The following is a 21,557-nucleotide window of genomic DNA, read 5'->3' as shown; positions in this document are numbered from 1 at the left end:
TTTTGCACCCGGCTCCTTCTGCCCCGGGGCATATGCTGGCCCCAAAGCGCCGGCAGACGATTCGGCGCATGAATCGCCAATAAGGGGACGCCTGATGAGCCCAGCCGAATTGCACGCCGACAGCATCGTTATCGACGGGCTGATCATTGCCAAGTGGAACCGCGACCTGTTCGAAGACATGCGCAAGGGTGGCCTCACCGCTGCCAACTGCACCGTGTCGGTATGGGAAGGGTTCCAGGCCACCATTAACAACATCGTGGCCAGCCAGACCCTGATCCGCGAGAACAGCGACCTGGTGATCCCGGTGAAAACCACCGCCGATATCCGTCGCGCCAAGGAACAGGGCAAGACCGGCATCATTTTCGGCTTCCAGAACGCCCATGCGTTTGAAGACCAGCTCGGCTACGTCGAGATCTTCAAGCAGCTCGGGGTTGGCGTGGTGCAGATGTGCTACAACACCCAGAACCTGGTGGGCACCGGCTGCTACGAGCGCGATGGTGGCCTGTCGGGCTTCGGTCGCGAGATCGTCGCCGAGATGAACCGCGTCGGCATCATGTGCGACCTGTCCCACGTGGGCTCCAAGACCTCCGAAGAAGTCATCCTCGAATCGAAAAAGCCGGTGTGCTACTCCCACTGCCTGCCGTCGGGTCTCAAAGAGCACCCGCGCAACAAGTCCGATGAAGAACTGAAGTTCATCGCCGACCACGGCGGCTTTGTCGGCGTGACCATGTTTGCGCCGTTCCTGGCCAAGGGCATCGATTCGACCATCGACGACTACGCCGAAGCCATCGAATACACCATGAACATCGTGGGCGAAGACGCCATCGGCATCGGCACCGACTTCACCCAGGGCCATGGCCAGGATTTCTTTGAAATGCTGACCCATGACAAGGGCTACGCCCGCCGCCTGACCAGCTTCGGCAAGATCATCAACCCGCTGGGCATCCGCACCGTGGGCGAGTTCCCCAACCTCACCGAGACCCTGCTCAAGCGCGGCCATCCTGAGCGCGTGGTGCGCAAGATCATGGGCGAAAACTGGGTCAACGTCCTGAAGGACGTCTGGGGCGAATAAGCCACCGCATCCTCTGAATCCTTTCCCGCTGCCGTCCGCGCAGCGGGCAATAAACCGAATTGTTTGGAGTTAAGTTTCCATGGCCAAGATCGCCCCTCAATTGCCTATCGAAGTCGACAGCGAAACCGGTGTCTGGACCTCCGACGCCCTGCCGATGCTGTACGTTCCGCGCCATTTCTTCGTCAACAACCACATGGGTATCGAAGAAGTCCTGGGGGCCGACGCCTACGCCGAAATCCTCTACAAGGCCGGCTACAAATCCGCCTGGCACTGGTGTGAAAAAGAAGCTGAATGCCACGGCCTGGAAGGCGTCGCGGTGTTCGAGCACTACATGAAGCGCCTGTCGCAACGCGGCTGGGGCCTGTTCAAGATCCAGGACATCGACCTCGACAAAGGCACCGCCAGCGTCAAGCTCGAACACTCTGCATTCGTCTACGTGTACGGCAAGGTCGGGCGCAAGGTCGACTACATGTTCACCGGCTGGTTTGCCGGCGCGATGGACCAGATTCTCGAAGCCCGCGGCAGCAAGGTCCGCACCGTTGCGGAACAAGTCTACGGCGGCTCCGAAGAGGGCCACGACGACGGCCTGTTCACCGTCAAGCCGTTGTAAGTCGAGGACCCTGCCATGGCTTTCGAAGCAATGTTTGCGCCGATCCAGATCGGCAAACTGACCATCCGCAACCGCGTGCTCAGTACCGCCCACGCCGAGGTGTATGCCACCGACGGCGGCATGACCACCGACCGCTATGTGAAGTACTACGAAGAGAAAGCCAAGGGCGGGATCGGCCTGGCGATCTGTGGCGGTTCTTCCAGTGTGGCCATCGACAGCCCCCAAGGCTGGTGGAAATCGGTGAACCTGGCGGATGACCGGATCATCCCGCACTTCCAGAACCTGGCCGATGCCATGCACAAGCATGGCGCCAAGATCATGATCCAGATTACCCACATGGGCCGTCGTTCGCGCTGGGATGGCGAGCATTGGCCCACGTTGCTGTCGCCGTCGGGCATCCGCGAGCCGGTGCACCGTGCGACCTGCAAAACCATCGAGCCGGAAGAAATCTGGCGCGTGATCGGCAACTACGCCACGGCGGCGGCGCGCGCCAAGGCCGGTGGCCTGGACGGTGTGGAACTGTCGGCGGTGCACCAGCACATGATCGACCAGTTCTGGAGCCCGCGGGTCAACAAGCGTACCGACGAATGGGGCGGCAGCTTTGAAAACCGCATGCGTTTCGGCCTTGAAGTATTGAAGGCGGTACGCAAGGAAGTCGGCCCGGATTTCTGCGTGGGCATCCGTTTGTGCGGCGATGAATTCCACCCGGACGGCTTGTCCCACGAGGACATGAAACAGATCGCCAAGTACTACGACGACACCGGCATGCTGGACTTTATCGGCGTGGTCGGCTCGGGCTGTGATACCCACAACACCCTGGCCAACGTTATCCCGAACATGAGTTATCCACCGGAGCCCTTTCTGCACTTGGCGGCCGGGATCAAGGAAGTGGTCAAGGCCCCGGTGCTGCACGCGCAGAACATCAAGGACCCGAACCAGGCGACCCGTATTCTGGAAGGCGGCTACGTGGACATGGTCGGCATGACCCGCGCCCACATCGCCGACCCGCACCTGATCGCCAAGATCAAGATGGGCCAGATCGACCAGATCAAACAGTGCGTCGGCGCCAACTACTGCATCGACCGGCAGTACCAGGGCCTGGACGTGCTGTGCATCCAGAACGCCGCCACCTCCCGTGAATACATGGGCGTGCCGCACATCATCGAGAAATCCACCGGGCCAAAACGCAAAGTCGTGGTGGTGGGTGCCGGCCCTGCCGGGATGGAAGCGGCACGGGTGGCCGCCGAACGGGGCCACGACGTGACGCTGTTCGAGAAGAAAGAATTTATCGGCGGGCAAATCACCACCGCTTCCAAGGCGCCGCAACGCGACCAGATTGCCGGGATCACCCGCTGGTTCCAGCTGGAACTGGCACGCCTGAACGTCGACCTGCGCCTGGGCGTGGCGGCGGACGCGGCGACCATCCTCGACCTGCGTCCGGACGTGGTGGTGCTGGCGGTAGGCGGTCATCCGTTCCTGGAGCAGAACGAACACTGGGGCGCGGCGGAAGGCCTGGTGGTCAGCAGCTGGGACGTGCTCGACGGCAAGGTTGCGCCGGGCAAGAACGTGCTGGTGTACGACACCATTTGCGAGTTCACCGGCATGTCGGTGGCGGACTTCCTTGCGGACAAGGGCAGCCAGGTCGAGATCGTCACCGACGACATCAAGCCGGGCGTGGCTATCGGCGGTACGTCGTTCCCGACGTACTACCGCAGCATGTACCCCAAGGAAGTGATCATGACCGGCGACATGATGCTGGAAAAGGTCTACCGCGAGGGCGACAAGCTGGTGGCGGTGCTGGAGAACGAATACACCGGGGCCAAAGAGGAACGGGTGGTCGATCAAGTGGTGGTCGAGAACGGCGTGCGTCCTGACGAAGAGATCTATTACGGGCTCAAGGAAGGCTCGCGCAACAAGGGCCAGATGGACATCGAAGCCCTGTTCGCGATCAAGCCGCAACCGTGCCTGAGCGAGCCGGGCGAGGGGTACTTGCTGTTCCGCATTGGTGACTGTGTGGCCCAGCGTAATACCCACGCCGCCATCTACGACGCCCTGCGCCTGTGCAAGGATTTCTGACCCAACACCGAACCAATGTGGAAACCGATCAATGTGGGAGCCGGCTTTTCTGTGGGAGCCGGGCTTGCCCGCGATGCAGGCGGCTCGGTTTCAAGTGAAACCGAGTTGTTGCCATCGCAGGCAAGCCAGCTCCCACATTGAGCCGGTTTCCATACAAGACCTGTGTGGTCTTTGGGAGCTTCACCATGTTGAACACCCTTCTTCCCATCCTGCTCTTTGCTGCCTTGGGCCTTGCGGTCCTCGGCGCCCTGCGCCGGGTGAACATGTGGCGCCGCGGCCGGTCCTCCAAGGTCGACTTGCTCGGCGGCCTTTTGGCCATGCCCAAACGCTACATGGTCGACTTGCACCACGTGGTCGCCCGCGACAAGTACATCGCCAACACCCACGTCGCCACCGCCCTGGGCTTTGTGCTTTCGGCACTGCTGGCGATCCTGGTGCACGGTTTCGGCCTGCATAACCGCATCCTCGGCTACGCCTTGCTGCTGGCCTCGGTATTGATGTTTGTCGGCGCCACCTTCGTCTACCTGCGTCGTCGCAACCCGCCTGCGCGCCTGTCGAAAGGCCCGTGGATGCGCCTGCCGAAAAGCCTGATGGCGTTCTCGGTGAGCTTCTTCCTGGTGACCTTGCCGGTGGCCGGGATTCTGCCTGCCGACTTCGGCGGCTGGCTGCTCGCCGCCTTGCTGAGCCTGGGCGTGCTGTGGGGCGTGTCCGAAATGTTCTTCGGCATGACCTGGGGCGGCCCGATGAAGCATGCCTTCGTGGGTGCCTTGCACCTGGCCTGGCACCGCCGCGCCGAACGCTTCGGTGGTGGCCGTTCCACCGGTTTGAAACCCCTGAACCTCGCCGATAAGACCGCGCCCCTCGGCGTGGAAAAGCCGGTGGATTTCACCTGGAACCAACTGCTCGGTTTCGACGCCTGCGTGCAGTGCGGCAAGTGCGAAGCCGCGTGCCCGGCGTTCGCCGCCGGCCAGCCGCTGAACCCGAAAAAACTGATTCAGGACATGGTCGTCGGCCTGGCCGGTGGCACCGACGCCAAGTTCGCCGGCAGCCCGTATCCAGGCAAACCGGTTGGCGAACATGCCGGTAACCCGCACCAGCCGATCGTCAACGGCCTGGTGGACGCTGAAACCCTGTGGTCGTGCACCACTTGCCGCGCTTGCGTGGAAGAGTGCCCGATGATGATCGAGCATGTGGACGCCATCGTCGACATGCGCCGCTACCTCACCCTGGAAAAAGGCGCCACCCCGAACAAGGGTGCCGAAGTCCTGGAAAACCTGATCGCCACCGACAACCCGGGTGGTTTTGCGCCGGGTGGGCGGATGAACTGGGCGGCGGACTTGAACCTGCCATTGCTCAGCGACAGGAAAACCGTCGACGTAGTGTTCTGGGTCGGCGACGGCGCCTTCGACATGCGTAACCAGCGTACCCTGCGCTCGTTCGTCAAAGTGCTGAAGGCGGCCAAGGTCGACTTTGCGGTGCTGGGCCTTGAAGAGCGCGACAGCGGCGACGTCGCCCGGCGCCTGGGGGATGAAGCCACCTTCCAGCTGCTGGCTGCGCGCAATATCCAGACCCTGGCCAAGTACAGCTTCAAGCGCATCGTCACCTGCGACCCTCATAGTTTCCATGTGCTGAAAAACGAATACGGCGCCTTTGACGGCAACTACCTCGTGCAGCACCACAGCACCTACATGGCCGAACTGATCGACGCCGGCGCCCTGAACCTGGGCCAGCACAAAGGCAGCAGCGTGACCTATCACGACCCGTGCTACCTGGGCCGCTACAACGGCGAATACGAAGCGCCGCGCCACGTGCTGCGGGCGCTGGGGATCGAGGTCAGGGAGATGCAACGTTCCGGCTTCCGCTCGCGCTGCTGCGGCGGCGGTGGCGGGGCGCCGATCACCGACATTCCCGGCAAGCAACGGATTCCCGACATGCGCATGGAAGACATCCGCGAGACCGGCGCCGAGCTGGTGGCCGTGGGGTGCCCACAGTGCACGGCAATGCTTGAAGGCGTGGTCGAGCCGCGTCCGCTGATCAAGGACATCGCCGAGTTGGTGGCCGACGCCTTGCTCGAAGACGCAGCCCCGGCCAAGACCCCGAAACGCGAACCTGCGCAGGTGCATATATGAGCGACATTATCCGCCGCGACCCACGGGCCGAATGGATCGCCCGCAACCGCCTGCACCCGCTGCACGCGGCGATGCAGCCGGTGCAACAGAGTTGGATGGGACCGAACGGTGTCATCCGCAAAAATGTGCATGGCGTCGGTTTTATCGGCCCCAACGGCATCAAGCGTATCGACCGCAGCGGCGCCCAGCAGGGTGGCGCGGCCAAGCGTTCTGCTGCAGTGGAAGTGCAGTTGCCGTTGCATCAGGTGGCGGCGCCGGCGTTCTACATCAACGTGGTGCCGGACATGGTTGGCGGCCGTCTGAGCAGCCACGACCGCGACCTGCTGGGCCTGGCCCGGCAGTTGGCCGGCAACGACGGTGCCGTGCTGGCCGTGGTGTTCGGCGAGCACAAGGAAAACGCCTTTGCCACTGCTGGTGTGGATCGGCTGCTGGTGCTGGACGGCCACGAGTTCGACGGTTATTCACCGGAGCAACGGGTGCATGGCCTGCGGGCTGTGGATAACCAGTTCAACCCGCGCCACTGGTTGCTGCCGGACAGCCGCAGCGGTGGCGGCGAACTGGGCCGGCGCTTTGCCGCCAGCCTCAAGGAACGCCCGGCCACACGGGTCTGGCAGATCAAGGGCCAGGAATGTATTGGCCGCGCAGGTGCTGGCCAGCAGGATTTGGCCCGGCCACTGCCACGAATGATCCTGGCCGCGGCGGAATGCGCCGAGCCCGTCAGTGAAACCCGTCATGAAGTGCTGGCGGTGGAGTTATCCACAAGCCTGGCGCGCAGCTTGCCGCGCATCGAAGATTTGGGCGCGGTGGCCGTGGACCCGGCGGCGATTCCCATGGCCGAAGCGGAGTTTATTTTCTCCGGCGGCAACGGGGTCAAGGACTGGGTACTGTTCCACCAGACTGCCGCCGCGTTGGGCGCAACAGAAGGCGCCTCGCGGGTGGCGGTGGACGATGGCTTTATGGCGCGTGATCGGCAGGTCGGCGCCAGCGGCACCTGGGTCACCGCACGGGTCTATGTGGCGGTGGGGATTTCCGGGGCGATCCAGCACCTGCAAGGCATTGGTGCCTGCGACAAGGTGGTGGCGATCAACCTCGACCCGGGCTGCGACATGATCAAGCGTGCCGACCTGTCGGTGATCGGCGAAAGCGCCGCGATTCTGCAAGCCTTGATCGTTGCGGTCGAGGCCTACCGCAATGGCGCCAAGCGCGATGCGGCTTAAGGAAATGGCCATGACGACGAATGTAATCAGCCTGGTGTCCATCGGCGCCCACCCGACTTCCGGCCGGCCACGCCGCGCCGAGCAAGATGCCCGTGCGGTTGAACTGGGCCTGCAACTGGCTGGGGATAACCTGCAAGTGCTGCACGCCGGCGACATTGCCGAACCGACCCTGCGCGCTTACCTGGGCATGGGTTTGCCGCAGTTGCATGTGCTTGAACAACCGGTCGGGGCGGATGCCTTGCCGGTGCTCAGTGACTATCTGCGGGACGCGGGCGCCCACGTGGTACTCACCGGCAGCCAGGCTGAAACCGGCGAGGGCTCGGGGATGTTGCCGTTCCTGCTGGCCGAGCAGTTGGGCTGGCCGCTGATTGTCGGCCTGGCCCAGGTGGAATCCATCGACGGCGGCGTGGCCCATGTACTCCAAGCGCTGCCACGTGGCCAGCGGCGGCGCTTGAAGGTGCGCTTGCCGTTCCTGGCCACGGTGGATAACGCGGCGCCCAAGCCCCGGCAAAGCGCCTACGGGCCGGCTCATCGCGGCGTGCTGGAAGCCCATGAGGTCGAGGTGTTGGAGGATGAGTTATTCACAGGCGCTGTATTGCAGCCGGCCAAACCACGGCCCAAGCGCCTCAAGGTGATCAAGGCCAAGAGTGGTGCCGACCGTATGAAAGCGGCCACGGCCAAGGCCAGCGGCGGTGGCGGGCAGGTGCTCAAGGGTGTCAGCCCGCAAGACGGTGCCCAGGCCATTCTCAAGTTGCTCATAGAAGAAGGCGTGGTTCGCTGACCTTATCCAGGGATTGTGGCTTTACCCACAATCCCTGTTAGCCCACCTGTGGATAACCTGTTCGCGGCTGTCCACACCCCATGCAAATCAAGCCCTCCAGCCCGCTGTACGAAAAACAGCCAACCTAACTGACGGTTTTTCCTTGGGTTTTTCTGTGGATAAGGAAAATGCCCGGCGCACACTTGCCCCCAAAGTCTGTTGGTGCTTCTGTGGATAAGATGTTCGCTATCCGCTGTAGGCCATGTAAAGCGTGGCTTTCAGTGGTCTGATCAAAATGTGATCAATATCGGCTTTTCGGCGGGTTCCCTCTCGAGGCCGCGATTTCACTCAGTCACAGGCGGTTTTCCACAGACAGGCCAAAGTTGCCCCCAAAGTCTGTTGGCGCTTCTGTGGATAAGGTGTTTGCGTTCCTCTGTAGCCCATACGGAACGGGGGTTTCAGGCTTTAGATCAAAAAACGATCAATGCGGGATAAAACCCGTCTCTTTGAATAAGTCACGGATTTTCTTGATTTTATTTCGATAGGAAAGCGCAGTTGCCCACAATTGCTGTGGGTGGCTTTGTGGATAAGTTGTTGGGCAATGGCTGGAAGCCAGGGCGCCATTGGTCTGTCAGGGTGTTGGATGAATTATGTACAGCCATAAATTATTGTGGGAGCCGGGCTTGCCCGCGTTGACGGAGTAACAGCCAACAGAAGGGTTGAATGTTAAATCGCTATCGCGGGCAAGCCCGGCTCCCACATTTTGATCAGCAGCGTGTCAGCTGGTTACTCATGTACGGCAACGCCTTTCAGATACGGCGCCGGTGCCGCCCCCAGGTTGCTCAGCATCCGCTCGCTGTACCAATCCACGAAGTTGACCACGCCAAACTCATAGGTCTTGGAATACGGCCCCGGCTGGTACGCCGTGGAGTTGATGCCGCGCTGGTTTTCTTCGGCCAGGCGCCGGTCCTGGTCGTTGGTGGCATCCCACACTTTGCGCATGCGCTCGACGTCGTAGTCCACGCCTTCCACGGCGTCCTTGTGCACAATCCACTTGGTGGTGACCATGGTTTCCTGGGCGCTGATCGGCCACACGGTGAACACGATGATGTGGTCGCCCATGCAGTGGTTCCACGAGTGTGGCAGGTGCAGGATGCGCATCGAGCCCAGGTCCGGGTTCTTGATGCGGCCCATCAGCTTGTTGCAGCCTTGCTTGCCGTCGAGGGTCATCGACACGGTGCCCTTGAGCAGCGGCATGCGCACGATGCGGTTACGCAGGCCGAAACTGGCGTGGGCGTAAGGGATCTTCTCGGCGTCCCACGCGGCGGCGGAGGCGGCCACGTGGTCCTTGAAGGCCTGGTCGGCCCGTGGGTCGGTGACGTCGTCCCATTCCAGCAGGGTTTTCAACAGTTCCGGGTGCGACGCGTTGCAGTGGTAGCACTCGCGGTTGTTTTCCAGCACCAGCTTCCAGTTGGCTTTTTCGAACAAGGTGGTCTGGATCGCCACCTTGGTGTTTTCCATGTCGTAGGGTTCCATGTAGTGGCTCAGGGTCGACAGGAAGTCGTCGATGGCCGGCGGGTTCTCCGACAGGCTGATGAATATATAGCCACCGGCGGTCTTCACGTTCACAGGCTTCAAGCCGTACTGCTTCATGTCGAAGTCGGCGCCCATCTCGGTGCCGGCGAACAGCAGGCGGCCGTCCAGCTCGTACGTCCACTGGTGGTAATGGCAGACCAGCTTGGCGACCTTGCCCTTGTCGCTGGTGCACAAGCGCGAACCGCGATGGCGGCACACGTTATGGAACGCATGCACCACGCCGTCGGCGCCGCGGATCACGATGATCGGGTTCTTGCCCACTTGCAGGGTGATGTAGTTGCCCTTGGCGGGGATCTCGCAGGTCATGCCGGCGATCAACCACTCTTTCTGGAAAATCTCCTGCATGTCGATATCGAACAGCCGCTCATCAGAGTAAAACGGCTGCGGCAGCGAAAAGGTGCGCTCGCGTTCTTGCAGCATTTGCGCGGTGGCCTTGCGTGCGGGTTCCAGCGGATCGCCCAAGCTTAAGGTTGCGGTGACGTCCATCGTGTGTGTCCTCATGGCCATTCTGTGTGGCCGGCGAATAGTGGCTGATCAGGTTTTGCAGCAAGGCGTAAAGAAAGCGTCGTTGTTGGGAGCGAGTGTGGGCCCGGCAAAGGCCAGAACCTTATCCATGAGCGACATGGCCCACTCTGTTCCCGACGCGCAACCCCCGTGGTATGGGGGCTGGTCGCGATAAGTATGTGAATGTCGCAGATAGGTAAATGGGTGGTTCTCGCGTTACGCAGAATCGCCACCATAAAGCCGAACTACGGCAGTGGAGAACAGCATGTCCAACAGCTTCCTGAATCCGGTAACTACCCAGACCTGGGCCAATGGTCGGCACATCGTCCGTTGCGTCAAAGTCATCCAGGAAACCTGGGACGTGCGCACTTTCTGCTTCATGGCCGACCAGCCGATCCTGTTCTTTTTCAAGCCCGGGCAGTTCGTCACCCTGGAGCTGGAAATCGAAGGCCAGCCGATCATGCGTTCCTACACCATTTCCAGCTCGCCCTCGGTGCCTTACAGCTTCTCGGTGACGATCAAGCGCGTGCCGGGCGGCAGGGTGTCCAACTGGCTGCATGACACGCTGCACGAAGGCCAGGAGCTGGCGGTGCACGGGCCGGTGGGCCTGTTCAACGCCATCGACTTCCCGAGCCCGAAAGTGCTGTACCTCAGCGGCGGTGTCGGTATCACCCCGGTGATGTCCATGGCGCGCTGGTTCTACGACACCAACGCCAACGTCGACATGACGTTTATCCACAGCGCCCGCTCGCCGAAAGACATCATCTACCACCGCGAACTGGAGCACATGGCGTCGCGGATCGATAACTTCAGCCTGCACCTGATCTGCGAGAAACATGGCCTGGGCGAGCCTTGGGCCGGTTATCGCGGCTACCTGAACCACAAGATGCTCGAACTGATGGTGCCGGACTTCCTTGAGCGGGAAGTCTTCTGCTGCGGCCCCACGCCGTACATGAACGCGGTGAAACGCCTGCTGGAAGCCTCCGGTTTCGACATGGCGCGGTATCACGAGGAGTCCTTCGGCGCCACGCCACCGGAAGCCCGTGCGGATGCGGTGGAACAAGCCGAGCAAGCGGCGGACGCACCGGAAATCGACCTGGCGGATCTGCACCAGGTGGAATTCATTGCATCGGGCAAAAGCATCCGCGTGGCACCGGGCGAGACCGTCCACGCAGCGGCGGCCAAGCTTGGCCTGCTGATTCCGAAAGCCTGCGGCATGGGGATCTGCGGGACGTGCAAGGTGATGAAACTGGGCGGGGACGTCGAGATGGACCACAACGGCGGGATCACCGAGGAAGATGAAGCCGAGGGTTACATCCTGTCGTGCTGCAGCGTGCCGAAGGGGGATGTGCGTATCGAGTTTTAACTCCGGCGATCGTTCCCACGCAGAGCGTGGGAACGATCGGTTAGAGGTTATTGGGCGTAGATATGGATGACGAAATGCTGGCCTGATGCTGTCAATTCATAGACTTTATCAGTGACCCTCAGTGTCCGCGTCTGTTCGCTGATGGTGTCACCGACTTTCACGGTTTTTCTGAACTCGTCCCAGTCGATGACTGTGGTCTGTACCGTGCCGTCGCCTTGCAGTTTGTTGTCGTAGCGATTCACTTCCATGGTGTTGCCCTCTGCTGGATTTCCGTTTCCGGCCGATGGTTCGGCAGGCGGGTGTTCCCGAAAGGTGGCAGATGTATCTGCCGTTTCCTTCCGGGTTCCAAGAGGCTAGTCAATGAAAGTGGGGTGGGTTGCTGTCAGAAATATCAAAAAACAGTCTCGGCATTCCGCCAGTATCTGTTGGCTTTATTCCTACTTCAGGCGCTCATCACTTCCCGAATATCAGCGGCCAGTTCTCTGACGCGCTCTTCCTCGGTGTCCCACGCACACATGAAGCGCGCGCCGCCTTTGCCGATGAAGGTGTAGAACCGCCAGCCCTTGGCCGTCAGCGCGGCAATGGCCGGTTCCGAGAGTTGCAGGAACACACCGTTGGCCTGCACCGGGAACATCAACTCAACCCCCGGAATGTCCGCCACCAAACTGCTGAGCAATTGCGCGCAGTGGTTGGCGTGACGGGCGTGCTTGAGCCACGCGTCGTTTTCCAGCAGGCCTACCCACGGTGCGGACAGGAAGCGCATCTTTGATGCAAGCTGCCCGGCCTGTTTGCAGCGGTAGTCGAAGTCTTCGGCCAGCTTGTGGTTGAAGAACAGGATCGCCTCGCCCACGGCCATGCCGTTCTTGGTGCCGCCAAAGCACAGCACGTCGACCCCGGCTTTCCAGGTCAGGTCGGCAGGCGAGCAGCCGAGGAATGCGCAGGCGTTGGAGAAGCGTGCGCCGTCCATGTGCAGGTTCAGCCCCAGTTCCTTGCAGGTGACGCTGATGGCGCGGATTTCTTCCGGGGTGTACACGCTGCCGACTTCGGTGGCCTGGGTCAGGGTGACCACGCGCGGTTTCGGGTAGTGGATGTCCTGGCGCTTGAGGGCGATCTCGCGGATCGACTCCGGGGTCAGCTTGCCGTTTTCGGTGCGCGCGGTGAGCAGCTTGGAGCCATTGGAGAAAAACTCCGGCGCGCCGCATTCGTCGGTTTCGACGTGGGCAGTTTCCGAGCAAATCACGCTATGGTAGCTCTGGCACAGTGAAGACAGGGCCAGGGAGTTGGCGGCGGTGCCGTTGAAGGCGAAGAACACTTCGCAGTCGGTTTCGAACAGTTTGCGGAAACCGTCGGCGGCGCGGTGGGTCCATTCATCATCGCCATAGGCACGCTGATGGCCCTGGTTGGCGAGTTCCATGGCGGCCCAGGCTTCCGGGCAGATGCCGGAATAGTTGTCGCTGGCGAATTGTTGGCTCTTGTCGGTCATGGCCCAGTCCTGTGGTCGATGTTGGTGCGCACTTTACCGAAGATTGTCGGGCGGGCGCACGCACTGTTAATGCAAAGTCAGTGGGGAATTATGCACGGTTCTGAACGCCTTCCTGTAAGCCGCGTCCGCGATGGCGCCCTGGATCTGCTCAAGTGGCTGGCACTGCTGAGTATGGTGCTGGACCACCTGCGCTATGTCGGTTTGAGCCTGGACGGGCTGTATGTGCCGGGGCGTCTGGCGTTCCCGTGGTTTTGCCTGGCGATTGCGGCAAATCTGCACCGGGTCAAGGATGCGCCCGTTACCGGCCAGTGGCGCTATCTGGGCTGGCTGCTGTTGTTCAGCGTGATCAGTGAAGTGCCGTACCGGATGTTCATTGACGACGCCGACACGCTGAACGTGCTGCCGACCCTGTTGCTGGGTTTGCTGGTTGCCCGGGGATGGCAGCAGAAGGCGGCTATTGATCGAGGATTGGCGTTGATCGCGCTGGTTGTGGCGGGGTTGTTTTCGACGCAGCTGATGTTCGGTTTCTTTGGCGTGCTGCTGCCGCTGGCGATGCTGGTGGTGTTTCGCCGGCCGTGGTATTTCAGCGTGTTACCGGGAGTGGTGTGCCTGGCGGCCAATCAATGGCAGATTCTGCTCAACAGCGGCACCCTCGTGGCCATGCTGGGATTGGCCACATGCCTGATTGCACCACTGGCCGGATTGGTCTTGTTGCGACAGGCCAGACACGTGTCTCCACCGGCCATGCGTCGCTGGGCGTATGCGCTCTATCCGGCGCATTTCCTGCTGCTGCTACTCGTGCGCAAGATCATCGCCTAACCCTTGTGGGAGCTGGCTTGCCTGCGATGCAGACGCCTCGGTGTACCCGTTGCACCGAGGGGATGCTATCGCAGGCAAGCCAGCTCCCACACAAGCCCGCTCCCACATTTGTTCTGTGTTGTTCCGGCCATGTCGTAAACGCACCTTTGCGTGGCGTCCGTAGGCATTTGGTCTATTTGCACCAGCCCTACCATCGCATCAAAGGGCGCTGCCGCGTGCACGTGCCTCAACAAGACGAAATGCTGGGAGAGACGCGATGTTCAGCAAGCAAGACCAGATCCAGGGTTATGACGATGCACTGCTGGCGGCCATGAATGCCGAGGAGCAGCGCCAGGAAGATCATATCGAGCTGATCGCGTCAGAGAACTACACCAGCAAGCGCGTCATGGAAGCCCAGGGCAGCGGCCTCACCAACAAATACGCCGAAGGGTATCCGGGCAAGCGCTACTACGGTGGCTGCGAGCACGTCGATAAGGTGGAAGCGCTGGCCATCGAGCGCGCCAAGCAACTGTTCGGCGCCGACTACGCCAACGTGCAGCCGCACTCCGGTTCGTCCGCCAACAGCGCGGTGTACCTGGCGCTGCTGAACGCCGGCGACACCATCCTCGGCATGAGCCTGGCCCACGGTGGCCACCTGACCCACGGCGCCAAAGTGTCGTCCTCGGGCAAGCTGTACAACGCGGTGCAATACGGCATCGACACCGCTACCGGCATGATCGACTACGACGAAGTCGAGCGCCTGGCCGTGGAGCATAAGCCGAAGATGGTCGTGGCCGGTTTCTCCGCTTACTCCAAGACCCTGGATTTCCCGCGCTTCCGCCAGATTGCCGACAAGGTCGGTGCGCTGTTGTTCGTCGACATGGCCCACGTCGCCGGCCTGGTTGCCGCCGGCCTGTACCCGAACCCGCTGCCCTACGCCGATGTGGTCACCACCACCACCCACAAGACCCTGCGCGGTCCACGTGGCGGCCTGATCCTGGCCCGTGCCAACGAAGAAATTGAAAAGAAACTCAACTCCGCGGTATTCCCCGGTGCCCAGGGCGGCCCGCTGATGCACGTGATCGCCGGCAAGGCGGTGTGCTTCAAGGAAGCCCAGGAACCGGGTTTCAAGGCCTATCAACAGCAAGTGATCGACAACGCCCAGGCCATGGCCGGCGTGTTTATCAAACGCGGCTACGATGTAGTGTCCGGCGGCACCGATAACCACCTGTTCCTGGTCAGCCTGATCCGTCAGGGCCTCACCGGCAAAGACGCGGACGCTGCCCTGGGCCGCGCCCACATCACCGTCAACAAGAACGCCGTGCCCAACGACCCGCAGTCGCCGTTCGTGACTTCGGGCCTGCGTATCGGCACCCCGGCGGTGACCACACGCGGCTTCAAAGTGACCCAATGCCTGGAGTTGGCCGGCTGGATCTGCGACATCCTCGACAACCTCGGCGACGCCGATGTGGAGGCCAACGTCGCCAAGCATGTGGCCGCCCTGTGCGCTGATTTCCCGGTTTATCGCTGAGCGCGGTTTTGGAGTAATGACTATGCAACGCTACTCGGGCTTCGGCCTCTTCAAGCACTCACTCAGCCACCACGAAAACTGGCAGAAGATGTGGCGCACGCCGACCCCCAAAAAGGTCTACGACGTGGTCATCGTCGGCGGCGGCGGGCATGGTCTGGCGACGGCTTACTATTTGGCCAAAGAGCACGGCATCACCAACGTGGCCGTGGTCGAGAAAGGCTGGCTGGGCGGCGGTAACACCGCGCGCAACACCACCATCGTGCGCTCCAACTACCTGTGGGACGAGTCGGCGCACCTGTACGAACACGCGATGAAACTCTGGGAAGGCTTGTCCCAGGACCTGAACTACAACGTGATGTTTTCCCAGCGTGGCGTCTACAACCTGTGCCACACCCTGCAAGACATCCGTGATTCCGAGCGTCGCGTCAGCGCCAACCGCCTCAACGGCGTGGACGGCGAACTGCTCAATGCCAAGCAAGTGGCCGACGAGATCCCGTACCTCGACTGCTCGAAGAACACCCGCTACCCGGTCATGGGCGCCACCGTGCAACGTCGCGGCGGCGTGGCCCGTCACGACGCCGTGGCCTGGGGCTTTGCCCGCGCCGCCGACGCACTGGGCGTGGACCTGATCCAGCAGACCGAAGTCATCGGTTTTCGCAAGGAAAACGGCGTGTGCATCGGCGTCGAAACCAACAAGGGCTTTATCGGCGCCAAGCGCGTCGGTGTGGTCACGGCGGGTAACTCCGGGCACATGGCGTCGCTGGCGGGCTTCCGCCTGCCGATCGAATCCCACCCGTTGCAAGCGCTGGTGTCGGAGCCGATCAAGCCGATCATCGACAGCGTAATCATGTCCAACGCCGTGCACGGCTACATCAGCCAGTCCGACAAGGGCGACCTGGTGATCGGCGCCGGTATCGACGGCTACAACGGCTACGGCCAGCGCGGCTCCTACCCGGTGATTGAACACACCATCCAGGCCATCGTCGAGATGTTCCCGGTGCTGTCCCGGGTGCGTATGAACCGCCAGTGGGGCGGGATCGTCGACACCACGCCGGATGCCTGCCCGATCATCTCCAAGACCCCGGTCCCGAACATGTTCTTCAACTGCGGTTGGGGCACCGGTGGTTTTAAAGCGACTCCAGGCTCAGGCAACGTATTTGCCGCCAGCCTTGCCAAGGGTGAAATGCACCCGTTGGCCGCTCCTTTCTCCATCGACCGTTTCCACAACGGTGCGCTGATCGACGAACACGGCGCTGCGGCCGTCGCCCACTAACAGGAGAAATTTCCTATGTTGCATATCTTCTGTCCTCACTGTGGCGAACTGCGCTCCGAAGAGGAATTCCACGCGTCCGGCCAAGCGCATATCCCGCGCCCGCTGGACCCGAATACCTGCACCGACGAGCAGTGGGGCGACTACATGTTCTTCCGCGACAACCCGCGCGGCCTGCACCACGAACTGTGGATTCACGCCGCCGGTTGCCGCCAGTATTTCAACGCGACCCGCGACACCGTGACCTACGAAATTCTTGAAACTTACAAGATCGGTGAGAAGCCACAATTTACCGCCAAGGCTTCTGGAGAGAAGGTATGAGCCAGATCAATCGCCTGTCCAACGGTGGCCGGATCGACCGCAACAAAGTCCTGAGCTTCAGCTTCAACGGCCAGAGCTACAAAGGCTTTGAAGGCGACACCCTGGCCGCTGCACTGCTGGCCAACGGCGTCGACATCATCGGCCGCAGCTTCAAGTATTCCCGCCCGCGCGGCATCTTCGCCGCCGGTGCCGAAGAGCCGAACGCGGTGCTGCAGATTGGCGCCACTGAAGCCACGCAAATTCCTAACGTGCGCGCCACGCAACAGGCGCTGTACCAGGGTTTGGTCGCCACCAGCACCAACGGCTGGCCGAGCGTGAACAACGACATGATGGGCATTCTCGGCAAGGTCGGCGGCAAGCTGATGCCGCCGGGTTTCTACTACAAAACCTTCATGTACCCGCAATCGTTCTGGATGACGTACGAGAAGTACATCCGCAAGGCTGCAGGGTTAGGCCGCTCGCCGACCGAGAACGACCCGGACACCTACGACTACATGAACCGTCACTGCGACGTGCTGATTGTGGGCGCCGGCCCTGCCGGTCTGTCGGCGGCCCTGGCCGCTGCTCGCAGCGGCGCGCGGGTGATCATCGCGGACGAGCAGGAAGAATTCGGCGGCTCCTTGCTGGACTCCCGTGAAAGCCTCGACGGCAAGCCGGCCGCCGAATGGGTTTCCAGCGTGATCGCGGAACTCAAAGCTCTGCCGGATGTGGTGCTGCTGCCTCGCGCCACCGTCAACGGCTACCACGACCATAACTTCCTGACCATTCACGAGCGCCTTACCGATCACCTCGGTGATCGTGCGCCGATCGGCCAGGTGCGTCAGCGTATCCACCGTGTGCGTGCCAAGCGTGTCGTGTTGGCCACTGGTGCGTGCGAGCGTCCGCTGGTGTACGGCAACAACGACGTGCCGGGCAACATGCTGGCCGGTGCGGTCTCGACTTACGTGCGTCGCTACGGTGTGGCACCGGGCAAGAAGCTGGTGCTGTCGACCAACAACGATCATGCCTACCGCGTTGCGCTGGACTGGTTCGACGCCGGCCTCACCGTTGTCGCCGTAGCCGATGCTCGCCACAACCCACGGGGCGCGCTGGTTGAAGAAGCCCGTGCCAAAGGCATTCGCATCCTCACCGGCAGTGCCGTGATCGAAGCTCGTGGCAGCAAGCACGTCACCGGCGCCCGCGTGGCCGCCATCGACGTCAAAGCCCATAAAGTCACCAGCCCCGGAGAATGGCTGGAGTGCGACCTGGTGGCCAGCTCCGGTGGCTACAGCCCTGTGGTTCACCTGGCCTCGCACCTGGGCGGCAAGCCGACCTGGCGTGAAGACATCCTCGGTTTCGTACCGGGCGAAGCATCGCAGAAACGCGTGTGCGTCGGTGGTATCAACGGCGTCTACGGCCTGGGCGACTCCCTGGCAGACGGTTTTGAAGGTGGCGTGCGCGCGGCCAGCGAAGCCGGTTTTGCACCGGTGGAAGGCACACTGCCCAAAGCTTTGAGCCGTCTGGAAGAGCCGACCCTGGCGCTGTTCCAGGTACCCCACGAAAAAGCCACTGCACGGGCGCCGAAGCAATTTGTCGACCTGCAAAACGACGTCACCGCCGCCGCCATCGAACTCGCCACCCGCGAAGGTTTCGAGTCGGTGGAGCACGTCAAACGCTACACCGCGCTGGGCTTCGGCACCGACCAGGGCAAGCTCGGCAACGTCAACGGCCTGGCCATCGCGGCCCGCTCGCTGAACGTGACCATCCCGCAGATGGGCACCACCATGTTCCGTCCCAACTACACGCCGGTGACCTTCGGCGCGGTAGCGGGCCGCCACTGTGGGCACATCTTCGAGCCGGTGCGCTACACCGCGCTGCACGCCTGGCACGTGAAAAACGGCGCCGAGTTTGAAGACGTCGGCCAGTGGAAACGCCCGTGGTACTTCCCGCGCAACGGTGAAGACCTGCACGCCGCGGTCAAACGCGAATGCCTGGCCGTGCGCGACAGCGTCGGCCTGCTGGATGCGTCCACCCTCGGCAAGATCGACATTCAAGGCCCGGATGCCCGCGAATTCCTCAACCGCATCTACAGTAATGCCTGGACCAAGCTCGACGTGGGCAAGGCCCGCTACGGCCTGATGTGCAAGGAAGACGGCATGGTCTTCGACGACGGCGTCACCGCTTGCCTCGCCGACAACCACTTCCTGATGACCACCACCACCGGCGGCGCGGCGCGCGTACTCCAGTGGCTGGAAATCTACCAGCAGACCGAATGGCCAGACCTCAAGGTGTACTTCACCTCGGTCACCGACCACTGGGCGACCATGACCCTGTCCGGCCCCAACAGCCGCAAACTGCTGAGCGAAGTCACCGACATCGACCTGGACAAGGACGGCTTCCCGTTCATGACCTGGAAAGAAGGTTTGGTGGGTGGCGTACCGGCGCGGGTGTTCCGGATTTCGTTTACCGGTGAGCTGTCGTACGAAGTCAACGTGCAGGCCGACTACGCCATGGGCGTGCTCGAAAAAATCGTCGAGGCCGGCAAAAAGTACAACCTGACCCCGTACGGCACCGAGACCATGCACGTGCTGCGGGCCGAGAAGGGTTTCATCATCGTCGGCCAGGACACCGACGGCTCGATGACCCCGGACGACCTGAACATGGGTTGGTGTGTAGGCCGCACCAAACCGTTCTCGTGGATCGGCTGGCGCGGGATGAATCGCGAAGATTGCGTGCGTGAAGACCGCAAGCAACTGGTGGGCTTGAAGCCGATTGACCCGAACGTGTGGCTGCCGGAAGGCGCGCAGTTGGTGTTCGACGCCAAGCAGACGATCCCGATGAAGATGGTCGGCCACGTCACCTCCAGTTATGCCCACAACTCCCTGGGTTATTCGTTTGCCATGGGCGTGGTGAAGGGCGGCTTGAAGCGCATCGGCGAGCGGGTGTTTGCCCCGCTGGCGGATGGCAGCGTGATCGAGGCGGAGATTGTGTCTTCGGTGTTCTTTGACCCGAAAGGCGAGCGTCAAAATATCTGACAGACCGAGTCGCCTGCATCGCAGGCAAGCCAGCTCCCACATTTGAAGGTGTTCGCAATTCAAAAATGTGGGAGCCGGGCTTGCCCGCGATGAGGCCGGAACAGTCACTGCAAGACCTACAGAATTCAAACAGGTGCTTTATGACAGCAGCCAATGTTTACCAACAACGCCCCACCTCCGGCGCCAAGGCCGAGTCGTCGCTGCACCATGCCGACCTCGCCAGCCTGGTGGGCAAGGGCCGCAAGAACGCCGGCGTGACCGTGTGTGAAAAGAAATTGCTGGGCCACCTGACCCTTCGTGGCGACGGCCACGACGCCGCCTTTGCCGCCGGCGTGCACAAGGCCCTGGGCATCGAGTTGCCCGGCGCGTTGCAAGTCATCGTCAAAGGTGAAACCAGCCTGCAATGGCTCGGCCCGGATGAGTGGTTGCTGGTGGTGCCGAGCGGTGAAGAATTCGCCGCCGAGCAAAGTTTGCGCGAGGCGCTGGGTGAGTTGCATATCCAGGTCGTCAACGTCAGCGGCGGCCAGCAGATCCTCGAACTCAGCGGCCCGAACGTGCGCGACGTGCTGATGAAATCCACCAGCTACGACGTGCACCCCAACAGCTTCCCGGTGGGCAAGGCAGTGGGCACGGTGTTCGCCAAGTCGCAACTGGTGATTCGCCATACCGCTGAAGACACCTGGGAGCTGGTGATCCGTCGCAGCTTCTCGGATTACTGGTGGCTGTGGTTGCAGGACGCGGCGGCTGAGTATGGCCTGGCCGTCGAAGCCTGATATGACGCTTACCCTGTAGGAGCCCGGCTTGCCGGCGATGGCGTTGGTGAGATCGTCATCGCCGGCAAGCCGGGCTCCTACAGAGGGCGCGTTGCCTGAAGTTGTTTGAGGAGTTACCCGCAATGAGCCGCGTACCCGACACATGGATTTTGACCGCCGACTGCCCCAGCGTGCTCGGCACGGTGGACGCGGTGACCCGCTATCTGTTCGAGCAGGGCTGCTACGTCACCGAACACCACTCCTTCGATGATCGGCTCTCGGGTCGGTTCTTCATCCGTGTGGAATTCCGCCAGCCCGACGGTTTTGACGAGCAAGCCTTCCGCGACGGCCTGGCCACTCGCGGCGAGGCGTTCGGCATGATCTTCGAACTGACTGCGCCGAATTACCGGCCAAAAGTGGTGATCATGGTCTCCAAGGCCGATCACTGCCTCAACGATTTGCTCTACCGCCAGCGCATCGGCCAACTGTCGATGGACGTGGTTGCCGTGGTCTCCAACCATCCCGACCTCAAGCCCCTGGCCGACTGGCACCAGATTCCCTATTACCACTTCCCCCTGGACCCCAACGACAAGCCCTCCCAGGAGCGCCAGGTGTGGCAGGTGATCGAAGAGTCGGGCGCCGAACTGGTGATCCTTGCGCGCTACATGCAAGTGCTGTCGCCGGAGCTGTGCCGCAAGCTCGACGGCAAAGCCATCAACATCCATCACTCCCTGTTGCCCGGTTTTAAAGGCGCCAAGCCCTATCACCAGGCCTACAACAAGGGCGTGAAACTGGTGGGCGCCACCGCGCATTACATCAACAACGACCTGGACGAAGGCCCGATCATCGCCCAGGGCGTGGAGGTGGTGGACCACAGTCACTACCCGGAAGATTTGATCGCCAAGGGGCGGGATATTGAGGGTCTGACCCTGGCCCGGGCCGTGGGGTATCACATTGAGCGGCGGGTGTTTTTAAACGCCAATCGTACGGTCGTTCTATAGATCGCTATCGCAGGCGAGCCAGCTCCCACATTTGAATGTGTTCACAAATCAAAATGT

General features: G+C 61.8%; 17 protein-coding genes. 14 read left to right on the top strand and 3 right to left on the bottom strand.

The window, feature by feature from the left end; all coding sequences use genetic code 11:
• Positions 1-94: 94 nt before the first annotated feature.
• From JFV30_RS26535 to etfB, 6 genes are all read left to right on the top strand, one after another.
• Positions 95-1,072, top strand: coding sequence for a dipeptidase (locus JFV30_RS26535; protein ID WP_005792153.1), 978 nt, complete (start codon positions 95-97; stop codon positions 1,070-1,072).
• Positions 1,073-1,151: 79 nt separating this feature from the next.
• Positions 1,152-1,682 (top strand): DUF5943 domain-containing protein, encoded by a 531-nt coding sequence (locus JFV30_RS26530; RefSeq protein ID WP_201125557.1) that lies wholly within the window; start codon positions 1,152-1,154, stop codon positions 1,680-1,682.
• Between the two features lie 15 nt (positions 1,683-1,697).
• Positions 1,698-3,758 carry a dimethylglycine demethylation protein DgcA gene (dgcA, locus tag JFV30_RS26525; RefSeq protein ID WP_201125556.1) on the top strand — a complete coding sequence of 687 codons (2,061 nt, stop codon included), beginning with the start codon at positions 1,698-1,700 and terminating at the stop codon, positions 3,756-3,758.
• A 185-nt stretch (positions 3,759-3,943) separates the two neighbouring features.
• Positions 3,944-5,887, top strand: a complete 1,944-nt coding sequence (gene dgcB / locus JFV30_RS26520) for a dimethylglycine demethylation protein DgcB (protein ID WP_201125555.1) — start codon at positions 3,944-3,946, stop codon at positions 5,885-5,887.
• A complete protein-coding gene (etfA, locus tag JFV30_RS26515) occupies positions 5,884-7,104 on the top strand; it encodes an electron transfer flavoprotein subunit alpha (protein WP_201125554.1) in 1,221 nt (406 codons plus the stop codon). Before dgcB ends, etfA begins: the two co-directional genes overlap by 4 nt.
• A 10-nt stretch (positions 7,105-7,114) precedes the next feature.
• Complete coding sequence (gene etfB / locus JFV30_RS26510) at positions 7,115-7,885, top strand: electron transfer flavoprotein subunit beta (protein ID WP_201125553.1); 771 nt, start codon at positions 7,115-7,117, stop codon at positions 7,883-7,885.
• 765 nt (positions 7,886-8,650) lie between these two features.
• On the opposite strand, the gene gbcA is transcribed toward etfB, so the two are convergent.
• Complete coding sequence (gene gbcA / locus JFV30_RS26505) at positions 8,651-9,946, bottom strand: glycine-betaine demethylase subunit GbcA (RefSeq protein ID WP_003216945.1); 1,296 nt, start codon at positions 9,944-9,946, stop codon at positions 8,651-8,653.
• 283 nt (positions 9,947-10,229) lie between these two features.
• Here gbcA and gbcB point away from each other — a divergent pair, with 283 nt between their 5' ends.
• Entirely contained in the window at positions 10,230-11,330 is a 1,101-nt protein-coding gene (gene gbcB, locus JFV30_RS26500) for a glycine-betaine demethylase subunit GbcB (protein ID WP_201125552.1), read from the top strand.
• Positions 11,331-11,377: 47 nt separating this feature from the next.
• On the opposite strand, the gene JFV30_RS26495 is transcribed toward gbcB, so the two are convergent.
• Positions 11,378-11,578: a hypothetical protein gene (locus JFV30_RS26495; protein ID WP_201125551.1), complete on the bottom strand. Its 201-nt coding sequence runs from the start codon at positions 11,576-11,578 to the stop codon at positions 11,378-11,380.
• A 194-nt stretch (positions 11,579-11,772) separates the two neighbouring features.
• Positions 11,773-12,813 (bottom strand): threonine aldolase family protein, encoded by a 1,041-nt coding sequence (locus tag JFV30_RS26490; protein WP_010167499.1) that lies wholly within the window; start codon positions 12,811-12,813, stop codon positions 11,773-11,775.
• A 90-nt stretch (positions 12,814-12,903) separates the two neighbouring features.
• Here JFV30_RS26490 and JFV30_RS26485 point away from each other — a divergent pair, with 90 nt between their 5' ends.
• The 7 genes from JFV30_RS26485 to purU all read left to right on the top strand — a co-directional run bounded on the left by JFV30_RS26485 (position 12,904) and on the right by purU (position 21,500).
• A complete protein-coding gene (locus JFV30_RS26485; RefSeq protein ID WP_201125550.1) occupies positions 12,904-13,632 on the top strand; it encodes a TraX family protein in 729 nt (242 codons plus the stop codon).
• A 256-nt stretch (positions 13,633-13,888) separates the two neighbouring features.
• Positions 13,889-15,142 carry a serine hydroxymethyltransferase gene (gene glyA, locus JFV30_RS26480; protein WP_201125549.1) on the top strand — a complete coding sequence of 418 codons (1,254 nt, stop codon included), beginning with the start codon at positions 13,889-13,891 and terminating at the stop codon, positions 15,140-15,142.
• Between the two features lie 22 nt (positions 15,143-15,164).
• Positions 15,165-16,415, top strand: coding sequence for a sarcosine oxidase subunit beta (locus JFV30_RS26475; RefSeq protein ID WP_003209185.1), 1,251 nt, complete (start codon positions 15,165-15,167; stop codon positions 16,413-16,415).
• A gap of 15 nt (positions 16,416-16,430) precedes the next feature.
• Positions 16,431-16,733, top strand: coding sequence for a sarcosine oxidase subunit delta (locus JFV30_RS26470; protein ID WP_010167494.1), 303 nt, complete (start codon positions 16,431-16,433; stop codon positions 16,731-16,733).
• Complete coding sequence (locus JFV30_RS26465) at positions 16,730-19,747, top strand: sarcosine oxidase subunit alpha (protein WP_201125548.1); 3,018 nt, start codon at positions 16,730-16,732, stop codon at positions 19,745-19,747. Before JFV30_RS26470 ends, JFV30_RS26465 begins: the two co-directional genes overlap by 4 nt.
• A 140-nt stretch (positions 19,748-19,887) precedes the next feature.
• Positions 19,888-20,520 (top strand): sarcosine oxidase subunit gamma, encoded by a 633-nt coding sequence (locus JFV30_RS26460; protein WP_201125547.1) that lies wholly within the window; start codon positions 19,888-19,890, stop codon positions 20,518-20,520.
• Positions 20,521-20,642: 122 nt separating this feature from the next.
• A complete protein-coding gene (gene purU, locus JFV30_RS26455) occupies positions 20,643-21,500 on the top strand; it encodes a formyltetrahydrofolate deformylase (protein ID WP_003209192.1) in 858 nt (285 codons plus the stop codon).
• Positions 21,501-21,557 lie beyond the last annotated feature (57 nt).

Source organism: Pseudomonas sp. TH32 (assembly GCF_016650855.1).
Classification (GTDB): domain Bacteria; phylum Pseudomonadota; class Gammaproteobacteria; order Pseudomonadales; family Pseudomonadaceae; genus Aquipseudomonas.
The sequence above is the reverse complement of the archived record's forward strand: the minus strand, read 5'-3'. Positions and strand labels throughout refer to the sequence as shown.